This window comes from Aminobacter sp. J41, assembly GCF_000526635.1.
Taxonomy (GTDB): domain Bacteria; phylum Pseudomonadota; class Alphaproteobacteria; order Rhizobiales; family Rhizobiaceae; genus Aerobium.
Map to the genome: position 1 here is coordinate 21,892 of NZ_JAGL01000021.1, position 18,521 is coordinate 40,412.

General features: G+C 64.9%; 21 protein-coding genes. 11 read left to right on the forward strand and 10 right to left on the reverse strand.

Annotation, left to right across the window (positions count from 1 at the left end; all coding sequences use genetic code 11):
* Nucleotides 1-3: 3 nt before the first annotated feature.
* The 7 genes from L630_RS0114330 to L630_RS0114360 all read left to right on the forward strand — a co-directional run bounded on the left by L630_RS0114330 (nucleotide 4) and on the right by L630_RS0114360 (nucleotide 5,829).
* Nucleotides 4-498, forward strand: a complete 495-nt coding sequence (locus L630_RS0114330) for a FixH family protein (RefSeq protein ID WP_024848936.1) — start codon at nucleotides 4-6, stop codon at nucleotides 496-498.
* Nucleotides 495-2,678 (forward strand): cation-translocating P-type ATPase, encoded by a 2,184-nt coding sequence (locus tag L630_RS0114335; RefSeq protein WP_024848937.1) that lies wholly within the window; start codon nucleotides 495-497, stop codon nucleotides 2,676-2,678. Before L630_RS0114330 ends, L630_RS0114335 begins: the two co-directional genes overlap by 4 nt.
* Nucleotides 2,675-2,836 carry a cbb3-type cytochrome oxidase assembly protein CcoS gene (gene ccoS, locus L630_RS22500; protein WP_084466044.1) on the forward strand — a complete coding sequence of 54 codons (162 nt, stop codon included), beginning with the start codon at nucleotides 2,675-2,677 and terminating at the stop codon, nucleotides 2,834-2,836. Before L630_RS0114335 ends, ccoS begins: the two co-directional genes overlap by 4 nt.
* 101 nt (nucleotides 2,837-2,937) lie before the next feature.
* Nucleotides 2,938-3,390, forward strand: a complete 453-nt coding sequence (locus L630_RS0114345) for a hypothetical protein (RefSeq protein ID WP_024848938.1) — start codon at nucleotides 2,938-2,940, stop codon at nucleotides 3,388-3,390.
* Nucleotides 3,387-4,373 (forward strand): tonB-system energizer ExbB, encoded by a 987-nt coding sequence (gene exbB, locus L630_RS0114350; protein ID WP_144702652.1) that lies wholly within the window; start codon nucleotides 3,387-3,389, stop codon nucleotides 4,371-4,373. Before L630_RS0114345 ends, exbB begins: the two co-directional genes overlap by 4 nt.
* 5 nt (nucleotides 4,374-4,378) lie before the next feature.
* On the forward strand, nucleotides 4,379-4,837 hold the full coding sequence (gene exbD, locus L630_RS21500) for a TonB system transport protein ExbD (protein ID WP_034330429.1): 459 nt from the start codon (nucleotides 4,379-4,381) through the stop codon (nucleotides 4,835-4,837).
* Nucleotides 4,834-5,829, forward strand: coding sequence for an energy transducer TonB (locus tag L630_RS0114360; protein WP_051473281.1), 996 nt, complete (start codon nucleotides 4,834-4,836; stop codon nucleotides 5,827-5,829). The genes exbD and L630_RS0114360 overlap by 4 nt, the downstream gene beginning before the upstream one ends.
* A 101-nt stretch (nucleotides 5,830-5,930) precedes the next feature.
* Here L630_RS0114360 and L630_RS0114365 read toward each other — a convergent pair whose 3' ends face one another.
* From L630_RS0114365 to L630_RS0114405, 9 genes are all read right to left on the reverse strand, one after another.
* Nucleotides 5,931-6,317 carry a hypothetical protein gene (locus tag L630_RS0114365; protein WP_024848941.1) on the reverse strand — a complete coding sequence of 129 codons (387 nt, stop codon included), beginning with the start codon at nucleotides 6,315-6,317 and terminating at the stop codon, nucleotides 5,931-5,933.
* A gap of 26 nt (nucleotides 6,318-6,343) precedes the next feature.
* The gene (locus L630_RS0114370; protein WP_024848942.1) at nucleotides 6,344-6,733 is read right to left on the reverse strand and encodes a response regulator; all 390 of its coding nucleotides are present in this window, start codon (nucleotides 6,731-6,733) and stop codon (nucleotides 6,344-6,346) included.
* A gap of 25 nt (nucleotides 6,734-6,758) precedes the next feature.
* Nucleotides 6,759-7,238: a chemotaxis protein CheW gene (locus tag L630_RS0114375; RefSeq protein WP_024848943.1), complete on the reverse strand. Its 480-nt coding sequence runs from the start codon at nucleotides 7,236-7,238 to the stop codon at nucleotides 6,759-6,761.
* Nucleotides 7,235-9,571 (reverse strand): chemotaxis protein CheA, encoded by a 2,337-nt coding sequence (locus L630_RS0114380; protein ID WP_024848944.1) that lies wholly within the window; start codon nucleotides 9,569-9,571, stop codon nucleotides 7,235-7,237. Before L630_RS0114380 ends, L630_RS0114375 begins: the two co-directional genes overlap by 4 nt.
* An 18-nt stretch (nucleotides 9,572-9,589) precedes the next feature.
* Complete coding sequence (locus L630_RS0114385) at nucleotides 9,590-9,955, reverse strand: response regulator (RefSeq protein WP_024848945.1); 366 nt, start codon at nucleotides 9,953-9,955, stop codon at nucleotides 9,590-9,592.
* Between the two features lie 2 nt (nucleotides 9,956-9,957).
* The gene (locus tag L630_RS0114390; RefSeq protein WP_024848946.1) at nucleotides 9,958-10,242 is read right to left on the reverse strand and encodes an STAS domain-containing protein; all 285 of its coding nucleotides are present in this window, start codon (nucleotides 10,240-10,242) and stop codon (nucleotides 9,958-9,960) included.
* A gap of 12 nt (nucleotides 10,243-10,254) precedes the next feature.
* Complete coding sequence (locus L630_RS0114395) at nucleotides 10,255-12,069, reverse strand: methyl-accepting chemotaxis protein (RefSeq protein WP_348602182.1); 1,815 nt, start codon at nucleotides 12,067-12,069, stop codon at nucleotides 10,255-10,257.
* A gap of 55 nt (nucleotides 12,070-12,124) precedes the next feature.
* A complete protein-coding gene (locus tag L630_RS0114400) occupies nucleotides 12,125-12,472 on the reverse strand; it encodes a RidA family protein (protein WP_024848948.1) in 348 nt (115 codons plus the stop codon).
* Between the two features lie 61 nt (nucleotides 12,473-12,533).
* A complete protein-coding gene (locus L630_RS0114405) occupies nucleotides 12,534-13,415 on the reverse strand; it encodes a LysR family transcriptional regulator (RefSeq protein WP_024848949.1) in 882 nt (293 codons plus the stop codon).
* A gap of 145 nt (nucleotides 13,416-13,560) precedes the next feature.
* Here L630_RS0114405 and L630_RS0114410 point away from each other — a divergent pair, with 145 nt between their 5' ends.
* Both L630_RS0114410 and L630_RS21505 read left to right on the forward strand, forming a co-directional pair.
* A complete protein-coding gene (locus tag L630_RS0114410; RefSeq protein WP_024848950.1) occupies nucleotides 13,561-15,057 on the forward strand; it encodes a CoA-acylating methylmalonate-semialdehyde dehydrogenase in 1,497 nt (498 codons plus the stop codon).
* A 166-nt stretch (nucleotides 15,058-15,223) separates the two neighbouring features.
* Complete coding sequence (locus tag L630_RS21505; RefSeq protein WP_024848951.1) at nucleotides 15,224-15,589, forward strand: hypothetical protein; 366 nt, start codon at nucleotides 15,224-15,226, stop codon at nucleotides 15,587-15,589.
* Here L630_RS21505 and L630_RS0114420 read toward each other — a convergent pair whose 3' ends face one another.
* The gene (locus tag L630_RS0114420; protein WP_034330439.1) at nucleotides 15,590-16,243 is read right to left on the reverse strand and encodes a GntR family transcriptional regulator; all 654 of its coding nucleotides are present in this window, start codon (nucleotides 16,241-16,243) and stop codon (nucleotides 15,590-15,592) included.
* A gap of 102 nt (nucleotides 16,244-16,345) precedes the next feature.
* Here L630_RS0114420 and L630_RS0114425 point away from each other — a divergent pair, with 102 nt between their 5' ends.
* Nucleotides 16,346-17,239, forward strand: a complete 894-nt coding sequence (locus tag L630_RS0114425; protein ID WP_024848953.1) for a dihydrodipicolinate synthase family protein — start codon at nucleotides 16,346-16,348, stop codon at nucleotides 17,237-17,239.
* A 36-nt stretch (nucleotides 17,240-17,275) separates the two neighbouring features.
* The gene (locus L630_RS0114430) at nucleotides 17,276-18,520 is read left to right on the forward strand and encodes an FAD-binding oxidoreductase (RefSeq protein ID WP_024848954.1); all 1,245 of its coding nucleotides are present in this window, start codon (nucleotides 17,276-17,278) and stop codon (nucleotides 18,518-18,520) included.
* Nucleotide 18,521: the final 1 nt, after the last annotated feature.

Genomic DNA, 18,521 nt, shown 5'->3' on the forward strand with positions numbered 1-18,521 from the left:
ATCATGCAGAACCAACGCGTTTCCGCCGGACAGTTCACCGGGCGCCACATGATCGCCGTGATGGTCGGTGCCTTCAGCATCATCATCGCCGTCAACCTCGTGATGGCGACGATGGCGAGCCAGAGCTGGACCGGGCTGATCGTGAAGAACAGCTACGTCGCTGGGCAGGAATTCACCAAGAAGACCCAGGAAGCGCGCGCGCAGGATGCGCTCGGCTGGAATCCGTCGCTGACGATCAAGGACCGCGTGCTGACCTACGCGCTGACCGACAAGGAGGGCCGCGCTGTCACGCTGCGAGGCGGCACCGCCACCTTCTGGCGCCCGACCAGCGACCGCGAAGACGTCACCGTCGAACTGAAGCTGGATGGCACCGGCCTGTCCGCTCCGCTCGATGTGCATGATGGCGTGTGGATCATCTCGCTGGTGATCGACGCCGATCTCGACCACGCCTACCGCGACACGCGGCGTGTCCAGATATACGGAGGTACGCTGAGATGAGCTGCTGCGCACCCGGGCTTGACGGCGCGGCGGATGGCGCGATCGCGCTGCCTTCCGACGACGAGGTCCTGTTCAGTGCGCGCGATCTCGGCGACGGCGTTCGCCAGGTAGAGTTTTCCGTACCGCAGGTGCATTGCGCAGCCTGCATCGCAACGGTCGAGAATGGCCTGAAGGCGCTGCCCGCCGTCGAGGCCGCGCGCGTCAACCTTTCCACCAAGCGCGTCACCGTGCGCTGGAAGGGCGAGGATCTGCCGCCGCTCGTCTCGACGCTTGCCCGGCTCGGCTACGCGCCGAACCTGTCTGACGACGCGGCCGCCGGCCGCGACGGAACGCTTTCCGAACTCCTGCGCGCCGTTGCCGTTTCCGGCTTTGCCGCCGGCAACATCATGCTCCTTTCGGTTTCCGTCTGGTCGGGCGCCGAGGGCGCGACCCGCGACCTGTTCCACTGGGTGTCTGCGCTGATCGCGCTGCCGGCGATGCTCTATGCCGGCCGCATCTACTATCGATCCGCCTGGTCTGTGCTGAAGCATGGCCGTATGAATATGGACGTGCCGATCGCGATCGGTATCACCATGGCTTATGCGCTGTCGCTCTACGAGACGATCTACAGCGGCCCGCACGCCTATTTCGACGCGTCTGTGACGCTGTTGTTCTTCCTGCTGATCGGCCGCTCGCTTGACCATGTGATGCGCGAACGCGCACGCACGGCGGTGGTTGGTCTTGCGCGCCTGCAGCCGCGTGGCGCGCTGGTGGTCCTGCCGGATGGGGGGCGCGAATACCGTCCGGTCTCGGAGATCGAGCCCGGCATGACGGTGCTGGTCACAGCCGGCGAACGCATACCGCTCGATGCGGTGGTCACGGAAGGCCGCTCGGACCTCGACTGCTCACTGGTCAACGGCGAAAGCGCGCCGCAGACGGTGGCGGAGGGGGCGACGGTGCGCGCTGGCACGCTCAACCTCACCGGACCGCTGACGCTGCGCGCAATTGCGCCGGCATCCCAGTCATTCCTTGCCGAGATGCTGCGGATGATGGAGGCCGCCGAGGGCGGCCGTGCCCGCTACCGCCGCATCGCCGATCGTGTTTCGGCGATGTACGCGCCGGTGGTGCATCTCACCGCGCTCGTCACCTTCTTCGGCTGGCTGATCGCCACCGGCGACTGGCACCTTGCCGTTACCATCGCCATTGCCGTCCTGATCATCACCTGCCCGTGCGCGCTGGGTCTTGCCGTGCCGATCGTGCAGGTGGTTGCCGCGCGCCGGCTGTTCGAGAACGGCGTGATGGTTCGCGATGGTGCCGCGATGGAGCGTCTAGCCGAAGCCGACATGGTGGTGTTCGACAAGACGGGCACGCTGACGCTCGGTCAGCCGCGCCTCGTCAACACGCACGAGATCGATCCGGACGCGCTTGAAGCTGCGGCCGAACTTGGTGCACATTCGCGCCACCCGCAGTCGCAGGCGATCGCCGCTTTCAAGGGTGCGGGCGGCAAGCCGATCAAGTTCACATCCATTACCGAATACCCCGGCCAGGGAGTCGAGGGCCATACAGCGGGGGCAGTATGGCGCCTCGGTCGCGGGGGTTGGGCCGGGGAAGGCGAGGGGACGCTTATCGGGCGGGATGGCGTCTCCCTCGCTACCTTTTCCTTTGAGGACAAGCCGCGCGCCGACGCGCGCGAGGCAGTCTCGATCCTCAAGCGCGAGGTCGGGCCGGTGGTCATGTTGTCCGGCGACAACGAGGCCGCATGCCGCACCGTCGCCAGGGAACTCGACATCGACGTCTACGCTTCGGGGCTGATGCCGGCCGACAAGGTCGCTCGCATCGAGGAAGCGACGAGCCAGGGCCGCAAGGTGCTGATGGTCGGCGACGGCCTCAACGACGCGCCGGCCTTGGGGGCTGCCTACGTCTCGATGGCGCCGGCGACGGCTGCGGATGTTGGCCGCAACGCCGCTGATTTCGTCTTCCTGCACGAGAGCCTGAAGGCTGTGCCGGTCGCGGTCGAGGTTGCCCGCCGCGCGGGACGGCTGATCCGTCAGAACGTCGCCATCGCGATCGTCTACAATATCTTTGCGGTGCCGATCGCGATTTTGGGCTATGTTACGCCGCTGATCGCGGCGGTAGCCATGTCGACATCCTCGATCCTGGTCATCGCAAATGCTCTCCGGCTAGGAAAGGCTGGCAGATGAGCATGCTCATCTATCTCATCCCGGTAGCGCTGCTGCTCGGCGGCGGCGCGCTCGTGGCGTTCCTGTGGGCGGTGCGGACCGGGCAATACGAGGACCTCGACGGCGCAGCGGCACGTATCCTGCTCGATGATGAGGACGACAAGCCACTTTTAAAGTGAACGCGTGGGCGAAAACGGCGTCGCGCTTTCGCCCGCATTAAATCTTGATCAAAATTATCAAGAATGATAGTCCGGCCGTGAAGGGTTTACAGGACCGGGTCATGGCTATCGAGACATTGTATTCGCGGGTACGACTGGTTGCGCTGGCGCTTGCCGTGTCGGGTGTTCCGGCAATTGCGCAGGAAACGTCCCAGAGTGGCGGCGACAAGTCGTTGACCGTCGAGCTCAATGCCCTGCAGCCCAGCCAGCGCGGCTGCCGCTTCACCTTCGTGGCGACCAACAGGCTCGGCGCCGAACTCAAGAGCGTCGGCTTCGAGCTGGTGCTCTTCAACAAGGCTGGAATGGTGAGCCGCATCATCATCGTCGACTTCAAGGACCTGCCGGAAGGCAAGACCAAGGTCCGGCAGTTTGACTTTTCCGGTATCCAGTGCGCCGATCTCGGCCGTGTCCTCGTCAACGATGCGACGGACTGTGCCGGTGACGGCGTAGAACCGAAGGCGTGCATCCGGTATCTTAAGACAGACACCCGAGCCGAAACCGAATTCGGGGTATAAACGTGCAGATCATCAAGAATCTCGTCGCCGCCTCGCTGGCGGCTGGCCTCGCGCTGGCTCCGGTGGCCGGCATTGCCCAGGAGGCGCAGCCTCAGCAGGCTGAGCAGGCGCCGGTGACTGTTCCGGACGCTGAAGCCGCTCCGGTCGCGCCCGCGCCGGTGGCGGAAGCTCCGTCTGCGCAGCCCCTGGCGGCCCCGGCCCCAGCAGCAACCGCTCAGGCTGACGAGGCGGACGTGACGGTCTTCGATCAGGTCGTCGAGCGCGACGCCACGCTGCCGCACAATCTTTCGCCGTGGGGCATGTTCATGGCGGCCGACTGGGTGGTCAAGGCCGTGATGATCGGCCTTGCCTTCGCTTCGTTGGTCACCTGGACGGTGTGGCTCGCCAAGTCGCTCGAGCTCGCCGCCGCACGCCGCCGTCTGGGCGCGCATCTCGACCGCATCATCGGCTCGAAGACGCTGGATGAGGCCGCCGGGGCGCTTGAGAACCGCTCGGGTCCCGCTCCGCTTCTGGTGCGTGCCGCGCGCCATGAAATGCAGATGTCGTCCGACATGCTGCCCTACGGCGGCAGCGCTGGCCTCAAGGAGCGTGTCGCGTCGCACCTGTCGCGCATCGAGGCGCAGGCCTCGCGCCGCATGACCCGCGGCACCGGCGTGCTCGCGACCATTGGTTCGACTGCCCCGTTCGTCGGCCTGTTCGGCACGGTCTGGGGCATCATGAACTCGTTCATCGGCATTTCGGAATCGCAAACGACCAACCTCGCAATCGTCGCCCCCGGCATTGCCGAGGCGCTGCTGGCAACGGCGATCGGCCTTGTCGCAGCTATCCCGGCCGTCGTCATCTACAACGTGTTCGCGCGCTCCATCGCCGGCTACAAGCTGCTGCTGGGCGATGCGTCGGCCGCCGTCGAGCGCCTGGTGAGCCGTGACATTGATCGCCGCGCGCTGCCGCAGGCGGTTCGCGCAGTGCGCGCCGCGGAGTAGAACCCATGGCAGGCGGCATCCGCAAAGGCGCTGACGACGACGAGCTGTCGGAAAACCACGAGATCAACGTCACGCCGTTCATCGACGTGATGCTGGTGCTGCTGATCATCTTCATGGTCGCGGCACCGCTGGCGACGGTCGACATCAGTGTTGACCTGCCCAATTCCACGGCGACGCCGCAGCCGCGGCCCGACAAGCCGCTCTACGTGACTGTGCAGGAAGACCTCACCGTTTCGGTCGGCGAGAACCAAGTCGCGCATATTGACCTGCGCAGCGAGCTCGATCGCGCGACCAACGGCGACAAGGACGCCCGCGTCTTCCTGCGCGCAGACAAGTCCGTCGCCTATGGCGACCTCATGAACATCATGAACCTGCTGCGCATGGGCGGCTACACCAAGATCGCGCTGGTCGGTCTGGAAACCGTCGGCGCGAATGCGGAAGGCGCGGCCCAGGGGACGGAATGAGCGGCTATTCGGACATAGCCTGGTCGCGCAATCTGAGCCGCACCTCTGCGGGCCAGATCGCCCTGTGGTCGGTCGCGGCGCTTGCGATGGTCACGGTCCACGCCGGTGCTGCCTGGTTCGCGATGCAGGAACGTCCCGTGGTGATGGAAGACGACGCCGCTCCGGCGATCATGGTCGACCTCGCCTCGCTGACGATGGCTCCTGCCGCAGAGACCGAACAGGTGGCGGCCGATGCCGTCGACGCGGTTGAGGCGGAGAAGGTCGAAGCCGTCGAGCCTGCCGAGCAGGTCGAAGAGGTCGAGCCGGTTGAAGCCGAACCGGTAGAGGAGACAGCAGAAACCGTCGAGCCAGAGGTCGTCGAGGCTGAGCCCGTCGAGACGGCGATGGCCAACATGCCGGTCGATCCGCTGCTTGCAGATGAGGTCGAGCCGGTGGAGGAGCCTGAAGTCGCAGCCGTCGCCTCGGAGGTTGTCGAGCCGGAAGAGGTCGAGGAAGTGCTTCCCGAGGTCGCGATGATCCCGGAACCGCGTCCCGAGCCGAAGATCGAGCGCCCGAAGGTTGAAAAGCCGAAGCGCGAGAAACCGGTCGAAGAGCGCAAGAAGCCGCGCCGTCAGGAAGCCTCGCAGCAGCAGGTGAGGGCGCAGGTGAAGACGGCGCAGAACGCGCCGCGTGCCGCAGCCCCGCAGGCCGCCGCCGGTTCCGGCTCGTCAATGAGCCCGGCGCGCTGGCAGTCAAAGGTCATGGCGCATCTCGAGCGCCGCAAGCGCTATCCCGCCTCAGCCAAGCGCGCGCGCCAGCAGGGCATCGTCCAGGTGCGCTTCACCATCGACGGTGACGGCAATGTTGGTTCCGTGTCGCTGAGCCGTTCGTCGGGCGTTTCGGAGCTCGACGAGGAGGTGCTGTCGCTCGTCCGCCGTGCCTCGCCAGTGCCGGCTCCGCCTCCCGGCGTGGGCCGCACCATCGTGGTGCCGATCAAGTTTAGCCTGCGCTGACAGCGAACATCAGACAGAAAACGAGCCGGTCCGGAACTTCCGGATCGGCTCAAGTTTATCAGCCAGTCGCTGACGATTTATGTGAGCTAGGAAAACGGCTTCTAGAAGAAGTCGACCTCGCCTGCGGCTTCCTCGTCCTTCATCTGGATCTCGAGACCTGCGGAGCCGATGGAACGGACGAGTTCGCTGAGCTTCAGCGTTTCGGTCGCGGCGCTGGTGTCGATGTACCAGTGCGGCTCACTCGCTTCGCCGAGCGCGCGCAGAAAATCGGCCACGCCGGCAATGCGCTGCGCACTCAGGTCCGCATCCTGCATGGCGCGGACATAGTCCTCGTCGGAGGAACCGACGTCCCAGGTGGCGCGCGCAATCGCCGCCTGGTTGCGGTCGATGCGCGCCGAGATCTCCTCAAGCTCGGCATGGATCCTCGCCAGAACGTCGATCAGGCGCTCCGGATTTCCGCTTTGCGCAAGTTGCTGGGTCAGGATCATGCGAGGCTCGATTCCGGGTCTTGCTGTCAGTGCAGCTTGCCGACGATGGCCTCGAGGGCCCGGCGCAGCTGGTCGGTGTTGAACGGCTTCGTCAGGTAGTTGTTGAGGCCAAGCTTGCGCCCTTCCTCAAGCACGGCGCGGTCCGGGCTGCCGGTCAGAATCATGAACGGCACGCGCGAGGTCGGCTTGTAGGTACGGATGGCGTGCAGCAGCTGCAGGCCGTTCATCTTCGGCATGTTCATGTCCGAGATGATCAGGTGCGAAGGCTGCGTCATCATCATCTTCATGGCCTGTTCGCCATCCGACGCTACCTGGATGTTGCGGAAACCAAGCGACTCCAGAGCTTCACGCACGAGCAGGCGGCTGGTGGTCGTGTCGTCTACGACGAGAATCCTGAGTTGTGCTAGCAGCGACATTGCGCGAATTCCTTTGTATGTATCGTCAGTTCAACAGGCCCGACCCGGACTGGTTGTGGGTCAGGACGCTGTCGAGCGCGATCAAGCTGATCATTCGTCCTTCCATCGCGATCACTCCCTTCATGAAGGAGCGCGCGAGCTCCGAGGCGACATTCGGAGTTGCCTGGATGGACGAAGATTCGACCGTGAGAATGTCGGACACCGCATCGACCAGAAGGCCGATGGTCTGGCGCCCAACCTGCGTAATGATGATGACGTGGCGCGGTGTTGGATCAGCTGGCGTAAAGCCGAGTCGCGCAGCCAGATCAACGACCGGAAGCACCGCGCCGCGCAGGTTGATCACACCCTTCACATAATGTTCGGAGTGTGGCAGCGGCGTCGTCGGCGTCCAGCCGCGGATGTCGCGGACCGACATGATGTCGACGCAGAACTCCTGCTGGCCAAGACGGAAGGCGATGAGCTCGTTGTTGGCACCGGCCACGCTCTGTTCGTGCAACTGGGTCATGCTGCGTTCCTCTTGCGGTTGGCGTCGATGCGAGCCATCTCGGTGCGCGAGCCGGCGACAATGGCATCTACGTCAAGGATGACTGCAACGCGGCCATCGCCAAGGATCGTGGCGGCCGCCACGCCGAAGACATGGCCGTAATTGGTTTCGAGGCTCTTGATGACCACCTGCTGCTGGCCGATGATCGCGTCGACCATCAGTGCGCACTGCGACTGGTTCTCGGTCTCGACCATGACCGCGACGCTCTGGACCGGATCGGCCTCGACCTCGCGATAACCAAGCACGGCACCGACGTCGATCAGCGGGATGAACGAGCCACGGATCGCGATGACGCGGGCCTTTTCGCCGAGGCCGTGGATGTCGCTTTCCTTCGGCTGCAGCGTCTCGACGATGGTCGAGAGCGGCACAACAAGGGTCTGGCCGGCGACCGTGACGACCATGCCGTCGAGTACGGCCAGCGTCAGCGGCAGCGACAGAGTGAAGGTCGTGCCCTGGCCGGGGCGCGACGAGATCGAGATGCGGCCGCCGAGCGCCTGGATTGAGCGGCGGACAACGTCCATGCCGACGCCGCGGCCCGACACGTCCGAGATCTTCTCCGCGGTCGAGAAGCCCGGCGCGAAGATCAGGTCATCGATCTCGGCGTCGGTGAGCTGAGCGTCGGGCGAGATGATGCCCTTCTTGACGGCGATATCGCGGACGCGCTGGCGGTTGATGCCCGCTCCGTCGTCGGCAACCTCGATCACCACGCGGCCCGAGCGATGTGCCGCGATCATGCGGACGACGCCCTGTTCAGGCTTGCCCTTGGCGATGCGGTCCTCGGGCTTCTCGATGCCGTGGTCGATCGCATTGCGGATCATGTGGGTGAGCGGGTCGGCAAGGCGCTCGATGACGGTCTTGTCGACTTCGCAGTTTTCACCCTCGGTGATCAGGCGCACCGACTTGCCGGTCATGTCGGCAACTTCGCGCACCACACGCGACATGCGCTGGAAGATCGGGCGAACCGGCTGCGCGCGAATTGCCATGACGGAGTCCTGGATCTCGCGGGTCAGGTGCTCAAGGTCGTCGAGGCCAACCGCAACGTCGGAGAGGCGGGCAATGCCTGCCTCCATGACGCGCTGCGCCAGCATCGACTGGTTGATCACCAGCTCGCCGACGAGATCGATCAGGCGATCGACGCGATCGAGATCAACGCGGATCGTGGCGCTCGGAGCAGGGGCCGATGCGGCAGCCGCGGCGTTTGCCGCCGGCGCTGCCGGAGCCGCGGCAACAGCGGGAGCCGCCTCCTGAACTGGGGCTGCGACCGGTTCGGGCGCCGGAGCTGCCGGCTTGACCTCGAAGACCGGAGCGGCGGCAACCGGAGCAACGGCCTTTTCAGCCTGTTCCTCGGCAGCGACCTGCGCAAGGACTTCCTTCACGACCTTCTCGGCTTCTTCCGGAGCTTCGACGAAGCCGGAAATCAGCGGACGGACTTCCAGATCGCAGTCGAACTCGACGAACTCGAAGATTTCGCGAACGGCAGCTTCGGTGCCGTCGGTCTTCAGCTTGATGGTCCAGTCGAAATAGGCGCCTTCCGGATCAATCGCGTCGAGATGCGGCAGCGAGGAGTAGTCGCAGGTGACTTCCATCTCGCCCATGCGGCCGAGCTCGCGCAGCAGGCGCAGCGCGTCGTTCGCCTTGGCGTAGAGCTCCGGCTTCGGACGGAAGCGAATTTCGAAGCCCTCGGTGTGGGACGCGTCCTCGGCGAGCAGCTCATCGAAGTCGATCTTGACCGGTGCGAAGCCGAACTCGTCGACCTGCGGCTCTTCCGGCTGCTCGTCGGCGAAATCGAAGTGAACCGGGGTCGGCACGAAGCCGAACTCGTCGGGCACAAGTGCGGCGCCTTCGACCGGCTCGATTGCGACAGGGGCAGCCGCAGGCGCGGCCGCTGCCGGAGCCGCAGGAGCGGGCTCGATGCCGCAGGCCTTCTGCAGTTCCTCAGTCATCTGCGCGACACGAGCCTCGTCGGCCGCACCGCCATCACGGGAGATGCGAACGAGGTCGGACAGGACGTCCGCCGAGCGCAGCATCAGCTTGATGATCTGCTGCGTGATCTCGATGCGGCCACTGCGCATGCCGTCGAGCGTCGTCTCGAAGGTGTGGGCGAACCGCACCAGGGCGTCGAGGCCGAATGCGCCGGCGCCGCCCTTGATCGAATGAACCGCGCGGAACACCGCATTGATGGTCTCGACGTCGCCTTCCTCACGCTCGATGGTGAGAAGGCCGTCCTCGAGTTCGGCAAGCTGCTCCTCGCATTCCTGGAAGAAGGTCTGCTTGATGGCTGCCATGGTATCCATGGGGCGATTCCTCTGGCCTCAGGCTGCGACTCGGTTGATGGCGGAGACGAGCTTGACCGGATCGAACGGCTTGATGATCCAGCCGCTGGCGCCGGCACGGCGCGCGCGATCCTTCTTGTCGTCGGTGCTCTCGGTGGTCAGCACCAGGATCGGTATGGCCCGGTGCTTCTCGCTGCCGCGGACGGCCTCGATGAAGCCGAAGCCATCGAGCCGCGGCATGTTGATGTCGGTGATGATGACGTCCGGGGCGCAGGTCTCCAGCACCTCGAGGCCGTGGATGCCGTCTTCGGCCTGAACGACTTCCATGCCAGCATCGATCAGCGCCGCCTTCAGCATCTCGCGAATGGTCCGCGAATCATCGACGGTCAGAATGGTCTTCGGCATCGTCAGTGGTTCCTTGCCGTAAAGTTTGAAATTTCAAGACCGGCAATTTCGATGGCGTCCGTGAAAGCGGGCGATGGTTCGGAAATCGTCAGTTCAGAGCCGTCAGCGGTCCAAGTAGCGGCCGCCGACAGCAGGATCTGCAGGCACTGTGCGCCGACGCGTTCGATGTGCGATGCATTCAGCATCACATCCTTGCCGCGCAGAGCCAGCAGCTGGCTGGCCAGCGGCCCGGCGGCCTTGATGTCGAGCTCCGTCGGGAGCGTTATGCACTCAGCGGCATTCCCCATTGCCACTCTCCCTTAGAATTCTTCCCAGTCATTTGCGTCCGGTGCGGCGGCAAGCGCGGCTGCACCCTGGCTGCGGTAGGTCGTCTGGCGCGGCGAGGGCAGCGGCGCGACGGCCGGACGGGCCGGCTTCTCGACGCGGCGAGCCCTCTTCGCGCCTTCGCCAAGCATGAAGGCGGAGACATTCTGGGCGAGCGTCGCGGCCTCGTTGCGCAGCGAATGCACGGCAGCCGTCGTCTCCTCGACCATGGCCGCGTTCTGCTGCGTGCCCTGATCCATCTCGCTGACGGCGGTGTTGATGTCGGAAAGGCCGATCGATTGCTCGCGGGACGAAGAGGCGATGCTGGCGACCAGCTCATCGATCTCGATCACGCTTGCGATGATGCGCTCGGACACCTCGCCGGTTTCCGCCATCAGCTTCACGCCCTGCTCGACCTGTGCGGAGCTGGTGGAGATCAGGCCCTTGATCTGCTTGGCAGCCTCGGCGGAACGCTGCGCCAGCGCGCGGACTTCCGAAGCAACAACCGCGAAGCCGCGGCCAGCCTCGCCGGCGCGGGCTGCCTCGACGCCGGCGTTGAGCGCCAGCAGGTTGGTCTGGAACGCGATCTCGTCGATGACGCCGATGATCTGCGAGATTTCCTGCGAGGACTTCGCGATCTCGCTGATGGCGTGGACGGCGTTGCGGACGATCTCGCCCGAATGCTTGGCCTCGTCACGGGTCGACACCACCTTGGCGGCGGCCTGCGAAGCGCCCTCGGCGGCGCGCTTGACGCTTGCGGTCAGCTGATTGAGCGCGGCAGCGGTCTGCTCGAGACGCATTGCCTGGTGCTCGGTGCGCTGGGCGAGGTCATCGGCGGCATTGCCGATTTCGGACGAGCTCGAACCGATGCTGTCGGCCGACTGCGCAACCTGCGACAGTGTCGACGACAACGAGGCGATCGCCGCGTTGAAGTCGTCCTTGAGCTGGCCGAATTCCGGCGCAAGGTCGCCCTCAAGGCGGGTGGTAAGATTGCCGGCGGCGACGTTACGCAGCGCCGCGGTGATGGCTGCGACGGCCTCCTGCTGGCGGCGCTCAACTTCCTTGCGCTCGGCCTCGGCCTTCTGGCGCTCTTCTTCCTGCGCCTCAAGGTAGGTCGAGATGGCCAGATCCATGTCCAGCATGACCGCCTTCATCACGGCGGTGAGCGACTCGCTTACAGCCTCCGGCGTGGAGCGGCGCGCAAACAGCGTCGGCCACTGCTCCTGCACGATGGCTTTGATGAGATGTTCAAAAACCAGCGCGTAGCCGCCGATGTACCAACTCGGCTCGAGGCCGAGGCGCGCGTGCGCACGGCCGATTCGGGTGCTGGCTGCTTCGTAATCCGGGCCGAAATTTCCGTCGGCGATGACGTTCCAGTGCGACTCCTGCAGGCGCTTGGCCGTCGCCATGTGGGCATCGGACTTGAAGAAGTGCGAAATCTGCGGAGTCCGGCTGATCTTGCCATAGAACTCGGTCAGGGCAGGACCGATCGCGCGGGCGAGCGTCGGCTTCAGGTCCCGAATCTTCTGACGCATGGAAGAATCAAGAGCAATGAACGCAAGACGGTCTTCGAGCGACGTCCGGTTGGCATGCGAAACGGCCATATCCTGATAGTCCCGAGCCGCCGGGAAGCGGCTTAATGCTGAATGAAAGTTCGCATTCCGGCGAATCCGGATCGGGTGCGCGGCATCATGCCTTTGGTATCCCCACCAAGCCCCTCCTGAGGGAATAGAGAGGATTTGTTTCTCCATTCTTAACGCAAGCCCTTGGCGCGCAAGGGGTTGGGTGCCCAAGGGGAAGGCTGGCAGCATAAAAAAGAGGCCGGATGTGACCCGGCCTCTTCGGTGTCAGCGTGTCGAAAGGAGCTTACGCGTTCTGCGCGGCGACGACGATGATCTCGACGCGGTATTCCGGCGCTGCCAGCGGCACCTGGCCGGTTGCACGCGCCGGGGTGTTCGCCGGGTCGACCCAGGCTTCCCATGCCGCGTTCATCTCGGCGAAGTCGTTGATGTCGGCGAGCCATACCTGGGCCGACAGGATGCGCGACTTCGACGAGTTCGACAGAGCTAGCAGACGGTCGATCTCGGCCAGCGCGGATTCAGTCTGCTCCTTGACGGTCTTGCCCTCGCCAACCTGGCCAGCGAGGTAGACGATGCCGTTGTAGGCAACGGCCTGGCTCATGCGGGGACCGACTTCGTGACGGATGATGCTCATGAAACTCTCCTGATTGGGCGCCATCTACTACTTAATTTGAGGCCGCTTCCGCAACGGCTGTTCAGACGAAGCTGGATCTTTTGCCATCGACGGCATCGGCGATGAAGGCGGCGACGGTCTGGATGCGGCGCAGCGTGCGGACGGACTCGTGGTAGACCAGCCAGTAGGCGCGGCGGATCGGCGGCGTTACCGGCACCTGCACCAGTTCGTCGTGCATGCGGGCGATAAAGGTGTGGAGGATGCCGATGCCTGCGCCCGAGCGCACCGCCTCGACCTGACCGAGTGCCGAGGAGACCGCAAAGCTCGCGTGCCAGTCCGGCAGGATTTCCGGGCCATAGTCGAGCGACGGGCTGATGACGAGGTCGGGTACGTAGCCGATCAGACGATGCTGCCGCAGCTCCGCGCGGTTCGCCGGGAGACCATGCTTTTGCGCATAATCCCGTGAGGCGTAGAGGCCGAGTGTGTAGTCGACCAGCTTTGAGGCGACCAGCCGGCCTTCGGTCGGACGTTCCACGGTGATGGCGATGTCGGCCTCGCGTCGCGACAAGGAAAACGAGCGAGGCACCGGAACCAGCTGGATCGACAGCGAGGGAAAGCGCTGGGTGAGCGCGCCCAACCGCGGGGCCAGGAAGGCGACGCCGAAGCCGTCCGGAGCGCCAACGCGGACGGTGCCGGAAACGTCGTCGCTTTCTCCGGCGATCTCGGATCGCGCGGCGATCATGTCGGCCTCAATGCGCTCGGCGACGGTGAGGAAGCGTTCGCCCTGCTCGGTCAGCTCCGAACCAGTGGTGAGGCGGCGAAACAGTTTTGCGCCGAGGCTTTCCTCAAGCGCTGCGATCCGGCGCGAGACGGTCGCGTGGTTGAGCTCGAGCCGCCGCGCGGCACCAAGGATCTGACCGGCCCGCGCCACGGCGAGGAATATACGAACGTCGTCCCAGTTCATCGGCACCTCACGTCAGGCATTGCAGCAGATCATGTGCCGCGACGCAAGGAAATCGAATTTTTGCACAACGGATGCGAACTTCCTGACGTTGCATTGCCCGAGGGTAAGCATGACAATGCGGGTAACTTTCGAGGGAGAACGCACCATGATCGAAGTCGGTCACTTTATCGGCGGCAAGCGAGTCGCGGGCACCAGCGGCCGCAGCCAGGATTTTCTGCAGCCGCTCGACGGCACCGTGCGCGGCCGCGTCGCGCTGGCATCCGCAACCGAGGTTCGCGCCGCGGTCGCAAACGCCAAGGAGGCGCAGCCGGCCTGGGCGGCCACCAACCCGCAGCGCCGCGCGCGCGTCCTCATGAAGTTCCTTGAACTCGTCCACGCCGAGTATGACGAGCTTGCCGAGACGCTCGCCCGCGAGCACGGAAAGACCATCGCCGACGCCAAGGGCGACATTCAGCGCGGCCTCGAGGTTGTCGAGTTCTGCATCGGCGCGCCGCACCTGCTGAAGGGCGAGTACACCGACGGCGCGGGTCCCGGCATCGACACCTTCTCCATGCGCCAGCCGCTCGGCGTCGTCGCCGGCATCACCCCGTTCAACTTTCCGGCGATGATCCCGCTGTGGAAGATCGCGCCGGCGATCGCCTGCGGCAACGCCTTCATCCTCAAGCCGTCGGAGCGCGACCCGTCCGTGCCGATGCGCATTGCCGAGCTCTTCATCGAGGCAGGCCTGCCGGCCGGCGTCCTCAACGTCGTCAATGGCGATAAGGAAGCGGTGGACGCGATCCTCGACGATCCGGACATCAAGGGCATCGGCTTCGTCGGCTCGACGCCGATCGCGCAGTACATTTATGCGCGCGGCTGCGCCAACGGGAAGCGCGTTCAGTGCTTCGGCGGCGCCAAGAACCACCTCATCATCATGCCGGACGCCGACATGGACCAGACCGTCGACGCGCTGATCGGCGCGGGATACGGCTCTGCCGGCGAACGCTGCATGGCGGTGTCGGTCGCGGTTCCGGTCGGCCAGGAGACGGCGGATCGTCTCATCGAGAAGCTCGCCCCGCGCGTCGAGGGCCTCAAGGTCGGCCCGTCGACGGACTCTTCCGCCGACTTCGGGCCGCTGGTGACCAAGGAAGCGCTCGCCCGCGTCAAGAATTACGTCGACATCGGCGTGCAGGAAGGCGCGAAGCTGGTGGTCGATGGCCGCAACTTCACGCTGCAGGGCTACGAGAACGGCTATTACATGGGCGGCTGCCTGTTCGACCATGTCACGCCGGACATGCGCATCTACAAGGAAGAGATCTTCGGGCCGGTGCTGTCGGTCGTACGCGCCAATACTTACGAGGAGGCGCTGCGTCTGCCGACCGAGCACGAATACGGCAACGGCGTCGCGATCTTCACCCGAGACGGTGATGCGGCCCGCGACTTCGCCTCGCGCGTCCAGGTCGGCATGGTCGGCATCAACGTGCCGATCCCGGTGCCGATCGCTTACTACACCTTCGGGGGCTGGAAGGCCTCGGGCTTCGGCGACCTCAACCAGCACGGTCCGGACGCCTTCCGCTTCTACACCAAGACGAAGACCGTCACCGCGCGCTGGCCGTCCGGCATCAAGGATGGTGCAGAGTTCGTCATCCCGACAATGCGGTAATCCTCCGAAAAGACTTGAAGATGCGGGCGCCCACGTGGCGCCCGTTTCGCTTCAGCATGTTCCATTGCGCCGCGTCATAAAATCGTGATGGAACGGCACACCCGTCGCTGCCTTTCCACTCCATGACGACTCCCGCTATGCGGGTAGAGAAAGTGGAGGCGTAGCGATGAAACGCATTCCGATATTTGTGGCGATGATCGCGGCAGGCGTGACCCTGGGCGCCTCCCCGCTTGCCTCGGCGGACAACCAGCAGCCGCAGCAGGCACAGCCCGCACCCGCGGGTGAAGCAGCCGATATGATGTCGCTGTCCATGTGCGGCGAGCGCGAGCAGGTTCTCTCCGCGCTCAAACAGCAGTTCAGCGAGGACCCGATGGCCGTCGGCCAGGTCGACGATCAGGCGGTGATGGAGATCCTGGTCTCCGACACCGGCACCTGGACAATACTCGCGACCGGTACCGATGGCGTCAGCTGCATTCTGTCGGCCGGCGAGGGCTTCCAGAGCAACATGCTCGTGCGCGGTGTGGATATCTGATCAGCGGCGAGCGGCGGCTTCCGCAAGCTCGCGCAGCATGACCATGAGCTTTTCCGCTTCGAGTGCGGCGCGGATTTCGTCGCGGTCAAGCACCGCATGGATGAGTGCGACGTGATGGCCGGCGGCGCGGGCAAGTCCCGCCTCGCTGTGGTAGCGGTACCAGAAGCGGCGGCTGTGGGTCTGCAACGGGGCCGCGACGCGGGTTGCGAAGATGTTCTCTGATGCCTCGCCAATGATCTCATCGAGCATCTTGTCGGCTTCGAGGAAGGCGAGCACGTCCGCCTGGACGACCGCCGCGTGCATGGCGCGGGCGGCTTCTTCGAGACGCAGACGATTGGTCGGCGAGGCGTGTCGGGCGGCGGCGCGTGCCAGTACCGTTTCAACTCCCCGGCGTGCTTCCACGATCAGCACCCAGTCCTGTGCACGCAGCGGAGCGATCGCAAGACCCGCGCGAGGTCGGATCTCGATCAGCCCCTCCCAGGCCAGACGCTGGATCGCCTCGCGCACAGGTGTGCGGCCAAGATCGAGGCTGTCGATCAGGACGCGTTCGGTGACCACCGCAGCCGGCGGCAACTCCAGAGTGACGATCATTTTTTCAAGCGCACGATAGGCGCGCTGCGCAGCCGGCTCGGCCACCAGGTTGCGGGTAGGCACTGCTATCTCCTTTACTGCGCAATGATATATCAGAGTCGAGTTGTGCTTGACAGGCATATCAGCGGCGCGATATCGATCTGATATATCAGAGGAGGCATCCCCATGTGGTCTGGCGTATTTCCCGCGGTAACGACGAAATTCACGGACGTGGACAAGCTAGACCACGCTGAGATGGAGCGCTGTTTTGGGCTGTTGATGGAGGCCGGTTGCGATGGGCTGATCGTCGCCGGCTCGCTCGGCGAAGGGCCGATGCTGACCCATGGCGAGAAGCTCGACCTTCTGAAAATCGCCCGCAGCGTTGCCGGCGGCAAGCCGGTGCTGCTGACTGTGAATGAGGCTGCGACGCGCGATGCCTGCATGCTGGCGCAGGCCGCTCGAGTGGCGGGTGCCGACGGCATCATGCTCGTGCCATCTCCGATATATCACACCGATCCGGACGAGACGGTCGAGACGCTGAGGGCGGTCGCGGCGGCCAGCGATCTGCCGATCATGATCTACTCGAACCGCATCGCCTATCGCGTCGATGTCACCGTGCCGGTCCTTGAGCAGCTAGCCGGCGTCGAGAACATTGTTGCGATCAAGGAATCGTCTGACGACATCCGCCGCACAACCGACATCATCAATGCCTTCGGCGACCGCTTCGATGTCTTCACCGGCGTCGACAACCTCGCCTTCGAGGCGCTGGCGCTGGGTGCTGTCGGCTGGGTGGCGGGCCTTGTCACCGCCTTCCCGCGCGAAACAGTCGCGATCTACCAGCTGATGAAGCAGGGGCGCTACGACGAGGCGCTGAAGATCTACCGCTGGTTCCGGCCGCTGCTCGACCTCGATGTTTCGACCTACCTCGTCCAGAACATCAAGCTCGCCGAGGTGCTGGCGATCGGTTCGAACGACCGGGTGCGCATGCCGCGCAAGCCGCTGTCTGGGGAACGTCGCGCCGCGGTGGAGAAGATCATCACGCAGGCCCTTGCGACGCGGCCCGAACTGCCGTCATTCTGAGGCACCCCCAACCGCTTCCAGATTGCGTGCATCTCGATGAGTTACAATGAAATTGCGGTGGTCGGTGCCGGCGTCGTTGGCATCTGCGCCGCAACCTATCTCGCCGAAAGCGGCCAGCGCGTCGTCCTGTTCGACCGCACTGGCGTCTGCGAGGAAACCAGTTCCGGCAACGCCGCCGCCCTTGCCTTCTCCGACGTGCTGCCGCTCGTGCAGAAGGGCATGATGCGCAAGCTGCCGCAGTGGCTGAAGGACCCGCTCGGCCCGCTTTCCATCCCGCCGGCCTATCTCCCGAAACTGATGCCGTGGCTGTGGCGCTTCTGGCGTGCCTCTGCCGACGAACATTACGAGGCAAGCCTTTCGGCGCAGACGGCGCTGATGGGTGTGGCCGAGCGCGAGTGGATGGCGCTCATCAACCGCTCCGGAACGCGTGCCATGCTCAACGAGCACGGTTCGCTCGATCTCTATGAGAGCCAGGCCGAGTTCGCGGCCGAGCTGCCGGGCTGGGAAGCCAAGGCCCGCCACGGCATCGAGTTCCGCCATCTCGACATGGAGGAAGCGGCTGAGATCCAGCCGGGCCTGTCGCCGAGCTTCGTGCGCGCGACCTTCGTGCCGGGCTGGAAGAATGTCAGCGACCCGAAGCTGTTCAGCAAAGCGATCTATGCCTACGCCGAAACCACCGGCCGGGTCCTCTTCGACCGAAAGACGATCACCGGGATCGTCCCCGGCGTCCAGGGCGCGGCGGTGCGGTTCGATGACGGCGGCAGCGAGGACTTCAAGGCGGTCGTGGTCTGCGCAGGCGCCTGGTCGAAGAACCTTGCGGCCCAGCTCGGCGACCGCGTGCCGCTCGAAACCGAGCGCGGGTACAACACGACGCTGCCGCCCGGTGCCTTCGACGTGCGCTGCCAGCTGATCTTCCCGGCGCACGGCTTCGTCATCACGCCGCTGTCGACGGGCCTACGCGTTGGCGGCGCGGTCGAGCTCGGCGGCCTCAAGCGCCCGCCGAACTATGCGCGCTCGCGGGCCATGCTGGAAAAGGCGAAGCGTTTCCTGCCCGGCCTTCGGGCCGAGGGAGGACGCGAATGGATGGGCTACCGCCCGTCGCTGCCGGATTCGCTGCCGGTCATCGGCAAGTCGACCGCATCGCCGTACGTCACCTACGCCTTTGGCCACGGCCATCTTGGACTGACGCAGGCCGCCGCCACCGGCGCGCTGGTGCGCGACCTGGTGCTTGGCCGCACGCCGCCCATATCGCTCGATCCATACTCACCTCAGAGGTTCTGAC